General features: G+C 72.7%; 9 protein-coding genes. 5 read left to right on the forward strand and 4 right to left on the reverse strand.

Annotation, left to right across the window (positions count from 1 at the left end; genetic code table 11):
- Window positions 1–28 precede the first annotated feature (28 nt).
- Window positions 29–2,131: an N-6 DNA methylase gene (locus ACIP5M_RS32795; protein ID WP_401203728.1), complete on the reverse strand. Its 2,103-nt coding sequence runs from the start codon at window positions 2,129–2,131 to the stop codon at window positions 29–31.
- Window positions 2,132–2,285: 154 nt separating this feature from the next.
- Between ACIP5M_RS32795 and ACIP5M_RS32800 the strand changes: the two genes are divergently transcribed.
- Entirely contained in the window at window positions 2,286–2,987 is a 702-nt protein-coding gene (locus tag ACIP5M_RS32800; RefSeq protein ID WP_401203731.1) for a hypothetical protein, read from the forward strand.
- 209 nt (window positions 2,988–3,196) lie between these two features.
- Window positions 3,197–3,910 (forward strand): hypothetical protein, encoded by a 714-nt coding sequence (locus ACIP5M_RS32805; protein WP_401203734.1) that lies wholly within the window; start codon window positions 3,197–3,199, stop codon window positions 3,908–3,910.
- Between the two features lie 80 nt (window positions 3,911–3,990).
- Here ACIP5M_RS32805 and mfd read toward each other — a convergent pair whose 3' ends face one another.
- Window positions 3,991–7,524, reverse strand: coding sequence for a transcription-repair coupling factor (mfd, locus tag ACIP5M_RS32810; protein WP_401203737.1), 3,534 nt, complete (start codon window positions 7,522–7,524; stop codon window positions 3,991–3,993).
- 216 nt (window positions 7,525–7,740) lie between these two features.
- Here mfd and ACIP5M_RS32815 point away from each other — a divergent pair, with 216 nt between their 5' ends.
- The gene (locus tag ACIP5M_RS32815) at window positions 7,741–7,905 is read left to right on the forward strand and encodes a type II toxin-antitoxin system Phd/YefM family antitoxin (protein WP_401203739.1); all 165 of its coding nucleotides are present in this window, start codon (window positions 7,741–7,743) and stop codon (window positions 7,903–7,905) included.
- A gap of 296 nt (window positions 7,906–8,201) precedes the next feature.
- On the forward strand, window positions 8,202–9,467 hold the full coding sequence (locus ACIP5M_RS32820; protein WP_401203839.1) for a DUF2079 domain-containing protein: 1,266 nt from the start codon (window positions 8,202–8,204) through the stop codon (window positions 9,465–9,467).
- A gap of 90 nt (window positions 9,468–9,557) precedes the next feature.
- Here the strand turns inward: ACIP5M_RS32820 and ACIP5M_RS32825 are convergent, their stop codons facing one another.
- Together ACIP5M_RS32825 and ACIP5M_RS32830 are read right to left on the reverse strand one after the other, a co-directional pair.
- Entirely contained in the window at window positions 9,558–12,149 is a 2,592-nt protein-coding gene (locus tag ACIP5M_RS32825) for an ABC transporter permease (protein ID WP_401203742.1), read from the reverse strand.
- Entirely contained in the window at window positions 12,146–12,922 is a 777-nt protein-coding gene (locus ACIP5M_RS32830; protein ID WP_401203842.1) for an ABC transporter ATP-binding protein, read from the reverse strand. The genes ACIP5M_RS32825 and ACIP5M_RS32830 overlap by 4 nt, the downstream gene beginning before the upstream one ends.
- A gap of 567 nt (window positions 12,923–13,489) precedes the next feature.
- Between ACIP5M_RS32830 and ACIP5M_RS32835 the strand changes: the two genes are divergently transcribed.
- On the forward strand, window positions 13,490–14,947 hold the full coding sequence (locus ACIP5M_RS32835; protein WP_401203844.1) for an MFS transporter: 1,458 nt from the start codon (window positions 13,490–13,492) through the stop codon (window positions 14,945–14,947).
- Window position 14,948 lies beyond the last annotated feature (1 nt).

The following is a 14,948-nucleotide window of genomic DNA, read 5'->3' on the forward strand; positions in this document are numbered from 1 at the left end:
AACCGTTGTACGGTCGCGGCCCGCCCGCTCAGTCCGGGGTGACCGTGCCGTCCGACAGGCCGTCGTACAGGCCCTGTACGAGCTGCTCGCCGAGCCGGCCCGCCAGCCGCAGCGCGTCCTCGAACTCGGCGAGCGCGCGGAAGCGGGCCCCGTAGCGCTGCTGTTCGGCCGGCGGCAGCCGGGGCAGCTGGAGGCGGCGCACGTCGAGCCGGGTGGCGGTGGAGGCGTGGCTGCTGGCGCGGCGGTTGTTGGCGGTGCCCCGCAGGAATCCGGCCAGGAACCAGGGGTCGAGGGCGGCCGGGTCGGGGCGCAGCAGTTGGAGCCCGCGGCCCGGGACCGCGCCGGCGGTGGCCTCGTCGATGACGCGGGCGACGGTGGCGCCGCCGACGACCGGGACGAGGACGTCGCCGGGGGCGGTGAGCACGGGTGCGTCGGCGGTGGCGGCCAGGGTGCCGGAGGGGCCGGTTCCGGCGTAGACGTCCTGTTCGGTGAGGACGGGGGCGGTGCCGGCGCCGCTGCCGGTGCCGGTGTGCAGCACCAGGGCTCCGGCGCGGGCGAGTTCGCCGATGGTGGTCAGCGACAGCAGCGCCGCGGCCCCGGGGGCCGGGACGGCGGCCGGCGGGGTCAGGCGGGCGACCCGGGAGAGGGTCTCGTCGAGCCGTTCCCGTACGGCTCCCAGGGCGGCCGGCCCGCCGCCGGCGGCCGGCGGCGGGAGATGGCGCGCGGGGGTGAGGTCCACGTCGTCGTCGAGCAGTTCGATGACGGGCACGACGCGGCTGACGCCCTCGACCTCCTCCACCGAGCCGGTGCGGTCGTACGCCGCCCAGGCGGCCTCCACCTCACCGGCCACGGCGGCGAACTGGCCGGTCCCGCCGGCAGAGGCGGGCGCACCGTGGGTACCGGCCGCCGCACTGGCAGAACCGCCGGAACCGGCAGCACCGGCAGCACCGGCAGCACTGGCAGCACTGTTGACGAGCAGCACCGCCTGCGGCGGCACCGCCTGCGGGGCGGGCCTGCGCAGCACCCACAGGTGCAGGGGGATCCCGTACGGCGGGGCGCTGCCGGCCGGGAGCGCGATGACGGCCCGCAGGGCGCCGCGGCGCAGCAGGTCGGCACGGATGCGGCGGCCGGAGCGGCGGGCGGCGACGGCCGGCGGCATCAGCAGGACGGCGGTGCCGCCCTCGCGCAGACGGGCCAGGGCGTGCTGGACCCAGGCGAGTTCGGACTCGGTGCGGGCCGGGAAGCCGTACTCCCAGCGCGGGTCGTAGGCCAGCTCCTCATGGCCCCAGTTGCGTTCGTTGAACGGCGGGTGGCAGAGCACGGCGTCTACGGCGTCCTCCGCGAAGGCGTCGGCGCGCAGGCTGTCGGCGGCAGCCGCGCGGACCTGCCCGGAGCCGTTCAGGGCCAGGCGCAGCGCGGTGAGGGCGGCGAGTTCGGGCGAGGAGTCCTGGGCGTGCAGGACGGTGGCGCCGGGCAGGACGCGCAGCAGTGTGCCGGTGCCGCAGGCGGGGTCGAGCGCGGTGCGCACACCGGGGCCGGCGAGGGCGGCCATGAGCCGGGCGAGGCCGTCCGGGGTGAGCGTGTACTGACGGGGGTTGGCGTCGAGGTGGCGGCCCAGCAGGAACTCGAAGGCCTTGCGGGCGCCGACCTCGGCGGCGAGTTCGGCGGCGGCCCGCAGCAGCGGCATCGCGGTGCGGCCGGGCCGCACGGACTCCAGGGGGTGCCCCGGCCCGAGGCGGGCGCCGAGCACCTGGTCGAGGACGGGGCGCAGCAGTACGGCCATCCGCTCGTCGGAGACGGCGGTCAGCTCCAGCCAGTCGGCGGGCCGGTCCCGTACGACGAGCAGCGCGCAGCCCGCCTTGACGAGCGCGGTGACGGGGCCGCCGGGGTGGGCCGCGACCTGCTGCCAGACCCGCTCGCGCAGCGGCACTTCGGCGAGCTTGCCCTGGGCGCGCAGCCACCGCTCGACCTCGGCCAGGGCGAAGGAGGGGCTGGTCTCGGTGCCGCCGACGGGCTTGGGGAAGTCGGCGTGCCGGCGCCTCCAGTTGCTCACGGCGGCGCGGCCGACGCCTGCCAGGCGGGCGACCTCGGCCGCGGTGACCTCTGCGCCTGCGGCGCTCTGCTCTGACATGCCGGGGAGCTTACCCGTACACACGACAGGGACCCCTTCACAGCGTGAACTCAAGAAAAGCTGTGAATCGTGTTGACTCGGTTCACAGACATCTGGTCTATTGATCGCGTCGAACGGCGAACGTCGCACAGCCACCGGAGAGGCAGGAACTTCCATGTCCCACACCCCGCGCAAGAGCTGGATCGCCCGTCACAAGGTCCTCACGGGCTGCGGTGCGGTCCTCGCACTCGTGGCGGTCGGCGCCTGCACCGGCCCCGACGACGCCAAGGACGGCGCCGCGCCGAAGGCGGCGGCCACGGCCTCGAAGGGCGGCGACCCGGCCTCGAAGCCGGCCGAGGAGAAGAAGAAGGCCGCGATCCGCGGCAACGGCACCGTCGAAGTGGGCAAGGACGTCCAGCCGGGCACCTACCGCACCACCGGCAACGGCGGCGCCGGCTGCTACTGGGAGCGGGCCAAGGACTCCTCGGGCGAGACGGACTCGATCATCGCCAACGACAACGTCGTCGGCGCGAGCTACGTGACCATCGAGGCCGGCGACAAGGTCTTCAAGTCCACCGACTGCAAGGACTGGGAGGCCGTCGACCCCAAGGCCGCCGGCGGATCCCCGAAGACCGAGTTCTCCGGCAAGGCGGGGATGCTCAAGGTCGGCACCGACATCGCGCCCGGCACCTACAAGTCGGCGGGCCCCGCCGAGGAGGGCGGCGGCTGCTACTGGGAGCGCGCCAAGGACGCGACCCACGGCATCGACGCGATCATCGCGAACGAGAACCCCACCGGCCCGGCGGTCGTGACGATCGGCGCCGAGGACGGCTACTTCAAGACCAACGACTGCGGGGACTGGAAGAAGTCCGGCTGACGCTCCCGGTCCGCCGGCCCACCGGTCCGCGGCCCACCGGTCCGGCTTCCCCACCGGCCCGGCTCCCCCGCCCGGTCCGGCTCCCCCACCGGCCCGGCTCCCCACCCGGCCCGGCTCCCCCACCGGTCCACCCCACCACACCTATCCGGAATGGCTTGCTCCGGATACCCTCACCACCGTTCCGCGTCCCCCGCCCAGAGAGTCCTGCCATGCGTACCGCTCACCGCCTCACCGCCACCGCCGCCCTCGTCTGCGCCGCCGGCCTGGGGCTCACCGGCTGCTTCCAGTCCGGCCCGTTCCCGGACCTGACCGGCTCCCAGGTCGCCGACAAGTCCGTCGACGCCCTGCGCGGCGCCTCCTCCCTCACCGTCAGCGGCAACGTCTGGGACGAGGGCAAGCCGCTCCAGCTGAACATGGCGGTCAGCAAGAGCGGCGACTGCAAGGGCACGATCTCCAGCAAGGAAGGCTCCTTCGAGCTGATCCGCAACTCGGAGGCCGTCTACATAAAGGCCGACGAGCCCTTCTACCGCGCCCAGATGACCGACCTGCCCAAGGACCAGGCGGACGCGGCGGTCAAGCAGCTGGCCGGCCACTGGCTGAAGACGAAGGCCTCGGACCCGGACATGAAGGACCTGGCCGAGCTCTGCGACCTGAACCAGCTGCTCAAGGAGTTCGACGACAGCAAGGGCGCGCAGAAGGGCAAGACCGCCACCGTCGACGGCCAGGAGGCGCTCACCCTGACCACGAAGACCACCGAGGGCACCGAGACCCTCCTGGTCGCCACCAAGGGCGAGCCCTACCTGCTCAAGGCGTCCATCGACGGCAAGGAGCCGGCGGACGTCACCTTCAGCGGCATCAACAAGCCGGTCCAGGCCGACGCCCCGGCCGGCAAGGACGTCATCGACGCGGACGCGATGGGCTGACCCGGCCCGGGTCCCGCGAAGTCCCCGACACACAGCCGCCGGCGGAGGCCGGGCCCCCGCGGGCCCGGCCTCTCCGCGCGTCAGGACCCGAGGATCGTGGTGAGGAACTCCCCGGTCCAGGCCAGCAGTTCCCGCCCGAGCAGCGGCTTCCCGCCGACCTTCGCCGTCTTCGGGCGGGGGATCAGCACCTGCGAGGTGGCGGGCTTGAGCACCGCCCCCGGGTAGAGCCGCTTCAGGCGCAGCTCCTGCGATTCGCGCAACTCCACCGGCCCGAAGCGGATGTTGGGGCCCTGGAGGGTGATGTCGGCGACCCCGCACGCGCGGGCCAGCATCCGCAGCCCGGCCACCAGCAGCAGGTTCTCCACCGGCTCGGGCAGCTTGCCGTAGCGGTCGGTGAGCTCCTCCCGTACGGCCTTCACGTCCGCCTCGGAGTTGGCGGAGGCGATGGCCCGGTAGGCCTGGAGGCGCAGCCGCTCGCCGGGCGCGTAGTCGTGCGGGACGTGCGCGTCGACCGGCAGCTCGATCTTGACCTCCAGCGGCGGCTCCTCCTCCACCCCGCCTTCGACGGCGGCCCGGTAGTCGGCCACCGCCTCGCCGACCATGCGGATGTACAGGTCGAAGCCGACGCCCGCGATGTGCCCGGACTGCTCGCCGCCGAGCAGGTTGCCCGCGCCGCGGATCTCCAGGTCCTTCATCGCCACGTACATGCCGGCGCCCATCTCGGTGTGCTGGGCGATCGTCGCGAGCCGCTCGTGCGCGGTCTCGGTCAGCGGCTTCTCCGGCGGGTAGAGGAAGTACGCGTACCCGCGCTCGCGGCCGCGGCCCACGCGGCCGCGCAGCTGGTGCAGCTGCGAGAGGCCGAAGTTGTCGCCGCGCTCGACGATGAGCGTGTTGGCGTTGGAGATGTCGATGCCGGACTCGACGATCGTCGTCGAGACGAGGACGTCGAACTTCTTCTCCCAGAAGTCCACGACGACCTGTTCCAGAGCCTGTTCGGACATCTGCCCGTGCGCCGTCGCGATCCGGGCCTCGGGCACGATCTCGCGCAGCTTGGCGGCGGCCCGGTCGATGGACTCGACCCGGTTGTGGATGTAGAAGCACTGGCCCTCGCGCAGCAGTTCGCGCCGGATGGCCGCGCCGATCTGCTTCTCCTCGTACGGGCCGACGAAGGTGAGGACCGGGTGGCGCTCCTCCGGCGGGGTGGTGATCGTCGACATCTCCCGGATGCCGGTGACCGCCATCTCCAGGGTGCGCGGGATCGGGGTCGCCGACATCGTCAGCACGTCCACGTTGGCGCGCAGCTTCTTCAGCTGCTCCTTGTGCTCGACGCCGAACCGCTGCTCCTCGTCGACGATGACCAGGCCCAGGTCCTTGAACTTCGTCTCCTGCGAGAACAGCCGGTGCGTGCCGATGACCACGTCCACCGAGCCCTCGCGCAGCCCCTCCAGGGTGGCCTTGGACTCGCTGTCGGACTGGAAGCGGGAGAGCGCCTTCACGTTGACCGGGAACTGGCTGTAGCGCTCGGAGAAGGTGCCGAAGTGCTGCTGCACGAGCAGCGTGGTGGGGACGAGGACGGCGACCTGCTTGCCGTCCTGGACCGCCTTGAAGGCGGCCCGCACGGCGATCTCGGTCTTTCCGTAGCCGACGTCGCCGCAGATCAGGCGATCCATGGGAACGGACTTCTCCATGTCCTCCTTGACCTCGGCGATGGTGGTGAGCTGGTCGGGGGTCTCCGCGTACGGGAAGGCGTCCTCCAGCTCGCGCTGCCAGGGGGTGTCCGGGCCGAAGACGTGACCGGGGGCCGCCATGCGCGCGCTGTAGAGCTTGATGAGGTCGGCGGCGATCTCCTTGACCGCCTTCTTCGCGCGCGCCTTGGTCTTGGTCCAGTCGGCGCCGCCGAGCCGGTGCAGGGTCGGTGCCTCGCCGCCGACGTACTTGGTGACCTGCTCCAGCTGGTCGGTGGGGATGTAGAGGCGGTCACCGGGCTGGCCGCGCTTGGCGGCGGCGTACTCGACGAGCAGGTACTCGCGGGTCGCGCCCTGGACGGTGCGCTGCACCATCTCGATGTAGCGGCCCACGCCGTGCTGTTCGTGGACGATGTAGTCGCCGGCCTCCAGGGTCAGCGGGTCGATCGTCTTGCGCCGGCGCGTCGGCATCCGGCCGAGGTCCTTGGTGGCGGTGCGCTGGCCGGTGAGGTCGGTCTCGGTGAGGACGGCCAGTCTCAGCGCCGGGTCGACGAAGCCGTTGTCGATCGAGCCGCAGGCCACGTGCACCAGGCCGGGCTCCAGGGCGCGCAGGTCCGGCTCCAGGCGGGCGGCGATGCCCTCGCCGGAGAGGACCTCGACGGTGCGGGCGGCCGGGCCGTGTCCCTCGGTGAGGTAGACGGTGTGCCAGCCGTCGGCGATCCAGCCCTTGGTGTCGGCGAGCGCCCGGGCGGTGTCGCCGCGGTAGGCCTCGGGGGCGTGCATGCCGAGCTTCAAGGTGTCGCCGCCGGCGGTCTCGTCCGCGGCGAAGGGGGAGACCGACCACCACATCATGCCGAGCTCGCGGGCGTGCTCGCGGACGTCCGCGATACCGCGGAGCGAGGCCGCGCCGACGTCGATGGGGGCCTCACCGCCTCCCGCGGTGGCCGCCCAGGAGGCCATGAGGAACTCCTGGGAGGTGGCCACCAGGTCGGCGGCCCGGGTCCGTACGCGCTCGGGGTCGCACACGACGGCCATCGCCCCGGCGGGGAGCACGTCGATGAGCAGCTCCATGTCGTCGACCAGGACCGGGGCGAGGGACTCCATGCCCTCGACGGCGATCCCCTCGGCGATCTTGTTCAGCAGCTCCCCGAGCTCGGGGTGCGCCTCGGCGAGGGCCGCGGCCCGCTCGCGCACCTCGTCGGTCAGCAGCAGCTCGCGGCAGGGCGGCGCCCACAGGCCGTGCTCGGCGATCTCCAGCGACCGCTGGTCGGCCACCTTGAAGTAACGGATCTCCTCGACCTCGTCGCCCCAGAACTCGATGCGCAGCGGGTGTTCCTCGGTGGGCGGGAACACGTCGAGGATGCCGCCGCGCACGGCGAACTCGCCGCGCTTCTCGACGAGCTCGACGCGTGCGTACGCGGCGGCGGCCAGCGCCTGGGTCACCTCGCCGAGGTCGGCGCTCTGTCCCTGCCGCAGGCCTACGGGCACCAGGTCCCCCAGCCCCTTGACCTGCGGCTGGAGCACGGAGCGGATCGGGGCGACGACCACGGAGACGGGCCCGGCGGCGGGGTCGTCCTTGCTCGGGTGGGCGAGGCGGCGCAGTACGGCGATGCGGCGTCCGACGGTGTCGCTGCGCGGGCTCAGCCGTTCGTGCGGGAGCGTCTCCCAGGACGGGTAGTCCACGACCTGGTCGGGCGAGGGCAGCAGCGAGCGCAGCGCCGCGGCCAGGTCCTCGGCCTCGCGCCCGGTGGCGGTCACCGCGAGGATGGTCCGCTCGGTCTGCCGGGCCAGCGCGGCGATCGCGAAGGGCCGCGCGGCGGGCGGGCCGACGAGGTCCACATGCATGCGGTTGCCGTCCCCGGCCGCGGTGACCGCCTCGGCGAGGGCGGGATCCCGGGTGACGGCGTCGAGCAGTCCGTGCAGGCTCATGTGGAGGCTTTCCGTCCGGTGAAGGGGCAACGCGAAGGACCCGACACGTCGTACGGGCCGGGGGTTCCCACCCTACGACGCGCCCCGCCGCCACGCGCGGGGGATTCGGGTCACCCGTGGGGGTGACCCCTGCACGGGTGACGAAACCGGCGCCGACCGGTCCCCGCCGGGGATGATGGGGCGGTGTCGTTGGTCTCCTGTTCCCGGAGTGTGCGCTTGGAAGCGACCCGACGTCATGACGTGGACGAGGCGGGCCCGAAGCTCTCCGAGATTCTGGAGCTGGTCGCCGCGGGCCACGAGGTGATCATCACCGAGTCCGGGGAACCGGTGGCAGAGGTGGTCCCGTTCTCGGGGGAGGCCCAGGGCGCCGAGCGCGGTTGAGACGGTCCGCCGCGGAACGGTCGGCCCCACCCCCTGGGCGGGCCTCCCCCGGCCGAGGGAACGGAAGGATGTCAAGATATCGGCGTACTGACCGTCTGAGCTCGCCGCGTCGCCCGCCGGAGAGACGCCACTGGCCCAGGGAGCACGAGTCCGTGACGAGCGATGCCATAGCCCGCCCCGCCCCCGCGGGCACCGCCGCCGCGAAGGCGGGCAGGGGCCGGTGGGCCGGGCCCTGGTCGGTGGCCGGCGGGCTGTTCGCCGTCTACCTGATCCTGTCCGTCGGACGGTTCCGGCGGATGGAGTGGGCCTCCTGGGACCTGGGGATCTTCGAGCAGGCCATCCGCGCGTACGCGCACCTGAATGCGCCCGTCGCCGATCTGAAGGGGCCCGGGGCGAACATCCTCGGGGACCACTTCAGCCCGATCATCGCGCTCATCGCGCCCGTCTACCGGATCTTCCCCGGTCCCGTCACCCTGCTGGTCGTCCAGGCCGCCCTGTTCGCGCTCGCCGCCGTCCCCGTCACCCGGGCGGCCGTACGGATCCTCGGCCATGCCCGCGGGGTCGCCGTCGGCGTCGCCTACGGGCTGTCCTGGGGCATACAGCGGGCCGTGGAGTTCGACTTCCACGAGATCGCCTTCGCCGTGCCCCTGATCGCCTTCGCCCTGGAGGCGCTGCTCGCCCGCCGCTGGCGGGCCGCCCTGCTGTGGGGGCTGCCGCTGGTCCTCGTGAAGGAGGACCTCGGTTTCACCCTCGCCGCGCTGGCCGTGGTGATCGCCTGGCGGGCCAGGAGCGCCGACCGGCGGGCCGCCTGGACCGCCCTCGGCGTCGCCGTCGGGGCCGTCGTCTTCGCCGTCCTCGTCTTCACCGTGTTCATCCCCGCCTTCGCCACCGCGGGCTACGGCTACTGGGACAAGCTCGACGGCTCGGGCAGCCCCCTCGCCGGCACCGGCACCAAGCTCACCACCCTGACCTGGGTGCTCCTGCCCACCTCCGGGCTGCTCGCGCTGCGCTCGCCGCTGCTGCTGGTCGCCGTCCCGACGCTCGGCTGGCGGTTCCTGTCCGGCGACGACCACTACTGGTCCACCGACTGGCACTACAGCGCCGTACTCATGCCCGTGGTCGCCCTCGCCCTGGTCGACGCCATCGACACCGCCCGGCGCAGCCGCCGGCCGCGGCTGCGCGCGTACGCCCTCCAGATGCCCACCGCCGTCCTCGCCGCCGCCCTCGCCCTGAGTGCGACGGCCATGCCGACCGCCAAGCTCGTGGAAGCGCGTACGTACGAGAAGCCGGCCCGTGTCACCGCCATCGAGGGGCTCCTCGACCGGATCCCCGACGGGGCGACCGTGGAGGCCGACACCACCGCGCTGACCCGGCTGACCTCCCGCTGCCGCGTGCTGTGGATCGGCGGCAGCAAGGGCGTGGTCCCCGAATGGATCGCCCTCGACAACAGCTCCAAGTGGGCGGGCGAGGACCCGACCGTCTACGCGGGCCAGCTGCACCCCGGCGAGCGGTACACGCTGGTGGGCGACGCCGAGGGCGTCGTCCTGCTGCGGCGCAGCTGAGACGGCGCCCCGCCGCCGCGGGGCCGCAAAGGCGCCGGCCCGGAACCTCCCCCGAAGGTCCCGGACCGGCGCCCGCCCGTAAGACACCCCCTAGTCGCTCGCGATCGCGTTCAGGACGTTCATCCGGCCCGCCCGGAAGGCCGGGACCAGGGCGGCGAACAGGCCCACCAGGGCCGAGCCGGCGAACACCCCGAGGATCGTCGGCCACGGGATCTCCAGCACCTTCAGGCCCTGGAGCGCGAGCAGCTGCTGCGCGGTGGCCCCCCAGCCCATGCCCAGCCCGAGGCCGAGCAGGGCGCCGAAGAGGGCGATGACCACCGACTCCAGGCGGATCATGCGGCGCAGCTGGCGGCGGGAGAGCCCGATGGCGCGCATCAGGCCGATCTCGCGGGTCCGTTCCACCACCGACAGGGCCAGCGTGTTCACGACGCCCAGGACGGCGACGATGATGGCGAGGGCGAGGAGCCCGTAGACGATGTTCAGGAGCTGGCCGACCTGGTCCTTCAGGGACTGCTTGTAGTCGGTCTGGTTGCGGACGACGTACTGCGGGTACTGCGCCAGCCCCGTCTTGACCGCCGCGTAGGCGGCGGCCTCGTCCTGCCCGTCCTTCGCGCCGGCCAGCAGCATGAAGGGGCGCGGCAGCCGGTCGGCCGGGACGTTCGCCTCGGCGACCGCCGTGCCGATGTACTTCATGCCCTTGTCGAGGTTGCCCTCGTCGCTGGTGATCGCGGCGACCTTCAGTTTGACGGTGCTGCCGCCAGTGAAGGCGACCGTCAGCTCGTCGCCGAGCTTGATCCCGTGCTTCGTGGCGTACTCGGAGCCGACCGACATCGCGTTCGCCCCGTACGCCGCCGCGTGCTCGCCGGCGACCATCTTGCGGCGGATGTCCTTCGCGTACGTCGGGTCGGTCGCGCCGAGCCCGTCGTCCTCGGTGGTGCCGTCGGGTGCGGTGATCTTGGCGTCGACCTCCCGGTAGGCCGTGACGTGGTCGAGGTCCTTCACGGCGCGCATGGCCTGCTCGGCCTGCGGCAGGACCGGCTGCCCGGTCTGGGAGCTGACGATGAAGTCCGCGCCGACCGACTTGTCGAGCTCGTCGGTCGCGGAGGCCACCATCGAGGAGCCGACCACCGACAGGCAGGCCACCAGCGCGAGGCCGATCATCAGGGCGGCGGCGGTGGCGCCGGTGCGGCGAGGGTTGCGCAGGGCGTTGCGCTCGGCGAGCCGGCCGACGGACCCGAAGGGCCGCAGGACGATCCCGGACAGCACCCGCACCACTCCCGCGGCGAGCAGCGGGCCGATCACGATGAAGCCGATGAGGGTGAAGACGACGCCCAGGCCCAGCCAGGCCGATCCCGGGCCGGCCTGGTCGGCGGCCGCGGCGAGGTAGAGGCCCGCGCCGCCGATGGCGGTGAGGGTGAGGCCGAGGCCGGCGCGGACGGCGCCCGCCTTCCTGTCGCCGGGCGTGCCCGACTCGCGCAGGGCGGCCATCGGGGAGACCTTGCCGGCCCGGCGGGCCGGGACGAAGGCGGCGACGACGGTGACCACGACGCCGAGGAGGATGCCCACGACCGGGGTGGTCCAGGCGACGGTGAGGTCGTCGGTGGACAGGTTCATCCCCATCTGGCCCATGAGCTTCATCAGCCCGACGGCCAGACCCACGCCCACGCCGACGCCGAGGACCGAGCCGACCAGGCCGAGGAGGAAGGCCTCCAGGACGACGGAGCGAAGGACCTGGCCGCTGTCGGAGCCGATGGCCCGCATCAGGCCGATCTCGCGGGTGCGCTGGGTGACCAGCATGGCGAAGGTGTTGAAGATCAGGAAGATGCCGACGAGGAAGGCGATGAGGGCGAAGCCGAGCATCGCGTACTTCATGACGTCGAGGAAGGAACCGACCTCCTTGCGGCCCTGGTCCGCGGATTCCTTGGCGGTCTGGAGCTTGTAGGTGTCGGCGCCGACGGCGGCGGCGATGTTGCCCTTGAGCTGCTCGTCGCTGACGCCGTCCGCGGCGATGACGTTGATGTTCGTGAACGTGCCGGGAGCGCCGAGCAGTTCGCGCTGGGCGGTGGCCGTGTCGAAGTAGACGACGGTGGCGCCCGGGTTGGTCACCTTGAAGGTGGCGATGCCGGAGATCCTGGCGCGGAAGTCGCCGGTGACGGCGATGGTGCGCAGCTCGTCGCCGATCTTCAGCTTGTGCTTCTTCGCCGTGTCGGCGTCGACCAGCACGTCGGTGGGGCCCCGCGGCTCGTGGCCGGAGGTGACGGCCATCGACTTGAGCTCGTTGTCGTTCCAGCTGGCGGCGATCGTCGGGGCGCCGGAGGTGGGGCCGACGTTCTTGTTCTCGGCGTTGACGACCGTGATGGACAGCGAGATGACGCTGCCCTGCGCCGACTGCACGCCCGGCACCGCGGAGACCTTCTGCACGGCGTCGGCGGGGAGGGTCGCGGGCCGGGCGTTGCGCGGGTTCTCCACGTCGTCGTCCGCGGATCCGGCCGGCTTGGCCGAGACCGTGACGTCGGCGCCGGTGGTGGCGAAGAGCTTCTCGAAGGTGGCGTTCATGGTGTCCGTGAAGACCAGGGTCCCGCAGACGAAGGCCACCGAGAGCAGGACGGCGATGGCGGAGAGCGCCATCCGTCCCTTGTGCGCGACGAAGTTGCGCCGCGAGGTCTTCAGGGTGCTGCTCATGAGGTCCGCCCGCGCGCGTCGAAGTCCTTCATGCGGTCGAGGACCTGGTCCGCGGTGGGCCCGTACATCTCGTCGACGATCGCGCCGTCGGCGAGGAAGATGACGCGGTCCGCGTAGGAGGCGGCCACCGGATCGTGCGTGACCATGACAATCGTCTGGCCGAGCTCGTCCACCGAGCGGCGCAGGAAGCCGAGCACCTCGGCGCCGGCCCGGGAATCCAGGTTTCCGGTCGGCTCGTCGCCGAAGATGATCTGCGGGCGGGCGGCGAGGGCGCGGGCCACCGCCACGCGCTGCTGCTGGCCGCCGGAGAGCTCGGTCGGACGGTGCTTGAGGCGGCCGGCGAGGCCGACGGTCTCCACGACCCGGTTCAGCCACTCGGCATCGGGCTTGCGGCCCGCGATGTCCATGGGGAGCGTGATGTTCTCCAGGGCGTTCAGCGTGGGCAGCAGGTTGAAGGCCTGGAAGATGAAGCCGATGCGGTCGCGGCGCAGCTGCGTGAGCTTCTTGTCCTTCAGCCCGGTGATCTCGGTGTCGTCCAGGTGGATCTGCCCGCTGGTCACCGTGTCGAGACCGGCGAGGCAGTGCATCAGCGTGGACTTGCCGGAGCCGGAGGGGCCCATGATCGCGGTGAACTGGCCGCGCATGATGTCCACGTCCACCCGGTCGAGGGCGACGACACGCGTCTCCCCGGAGCCGTAGGCCTTGACGACCTCGCGCGCCCGGGCCGCGACGGCTCCATGCCCTCCAGTCCCCCCGTGCCTGGTTTCGGTCATAGCCGTTGTCACGGTCTTTCTCCTTCTCCTGCTGTCACTGCTGCGGTGGCGTGTGTCGCCGTCGTGGCTGTCGTGGCTGTCGTCGTCAGGAAGTCTGTTGCCGGACGGGGCCCGGCGCGCTGGTGCCCGTGGCCGTATCCGTCCGGGGGTTAACCCCACCTCCGTGGGCCGCCCCGTCCCCCCGGCCCCTGTGAACCAGTTAAGGACGCGGCCGGCCCCCCGGCCTCATCCGCCGGGACGAACGGGCCCTGGCCCGTTGTGCGGAGCAACCCCTAGGGGTTCTCCGCCCTCAGGTGGAGGCGTCCTGGGGGATACCGCGGGACACAGGCGTGGTGAGAAGGTGTTCCCCGCAAGTGCGTGCAGGGGGAAGGAATCTTCGTGGGCTCAGGGGAGAGCACGGCCGGAAGCCCGGACCACATACCGGCGCGGCGCCCACAAGGCCCGCCGCAGGGACCTGTTTCGGCCAAACGCACCGCGCCGGGGGAAGCGGACGGCACGGCACCGGACGCGCAGGGCGCCGCGGGGGCCGGGCGCGGGCGGCCGTCCGCGCCCGTCGTCGCCTCGCTGATGCTCGGCATGGGGCTCGTCGCCCTCGACAGCACCATCGTCTCCACCGCCGTCCCCCAGATCGTCGGCGACCTCGGCGGCTTCTCCGTCTTCTCCTGGCTCTTCTCCGGCTACCTCCTCGCCGTCACCGTCACCCTCCCCGTCTACGGCAAGCTGTCCGACACCTTCGGCCGCAAGCCCGTCCTGCTCTTCGGCATCGGCCTCTTCCTCGTCGGCTCGCTGCTCTGCGCCCTCGCCTGGAACATGGCCGCCCTCATCGCCTTCCGGATCGTCCAGGGCCTGGGCGGCGGCGCCCTCCAGGGCACGGTCCAGACCCTCGCCGGCGACCTCTACCCGCTCAAGGACCGGCCCAGGATCCAGGCCCGGATGTCCACCGTCTGGGCCACCTCCGCCGTGGCCGGCCCGGCCCTCGGCGGGCTGCTCGCCTCGTACGCGCACTGGCGCTGGATCTTCCTGATCAACCTTCCCCTGGCCGCCCTCGCCCTGTGGATGATCACCCGTCACCTGACCGAGCCCGTACGGTCCCCCGGGCGCCGGGGCCCGGTCGACTGGGCGGGGGCCCTGGGCGTCTTCACCTGCGGCGGACTGCTGCTCTTCGCGCTCGTGCAGGGTGGGGTCGCCTGGCCCTGGCTGTCCGCGCCCTCGCTGGGGCTGCTGGGCGCGAGCGCGGTCCTGGCCGCGGTGGTGGTCCGGATCGAGCGGCGCGCCGAAGAACCGATCCTGCCCGGCTGGGTCTGGCGCCGGCGCACCATCGCCGCCGTCAACCTCGCCATGGGCGCGCTCGGCCTGCTGATGGTCGCCCCGATGGTGTTCATGCCCACGTACGCCCAGTCCGTGCTGCGCCTCGGGCCGATCAGCGCCGGGCTGGTCATGTCCGTGATGACCCTGAGCTGGCCCATCACCGCCGCCTTCAGCCAGCACGTCTACCGGCGCATCGGCTTCCGCAACACCGCGGCCGTCGGGATCGCCCTCGCCGCGGTGATCCTCTACTCCTTCACCCTGCTCCCCCACCCCGCCCGGCCCTGGCAGCCCGCGCTGATCATGCTGCTGCTGGGCGGAGCCCTCGGCCTCTTCCAGCTCCCGCTCGTGGTCGGGGTCCAGTCCACCGTGGGCTGGGCCGAACGCGGAACGGCGACGGCCTCGGTGCTGTTCTCCCGCCAGGTCGGCCAGAGCGTGGGCGCGGCGCTGCTCGGGGCCGTCGCCAACGCCACCATCGCCGCCCGCCTGGTGGACGCCCCCATGCCGGGACTCCCGGACAACCTGGACGACGTATCGAAGGCCCTCGACCAGCCCGGGCTCCTCCCCCAGGCCGCCGCCGACTACCTGCGCGAGGCCGTGGCCGCCGCCGTGGACCACATCTTCCTCGGCGCGACGGGCGCGGCCGTGGCCTCGCTGCTGGTGCTGCTGCTGGTGGCGCCGCGGAAGTTCCCGGTCCTGCCGGAGCAGCGCGAGCAGTAGG

The organism is Streptomyces sp. NPDC088762 (assembly GCF_044750905.1).
Classification (GTDB): Bacteria; Actinomycetota; Actinomycetes; order Streptomycetales; family Streptomycetaceae; genus Streptomyces.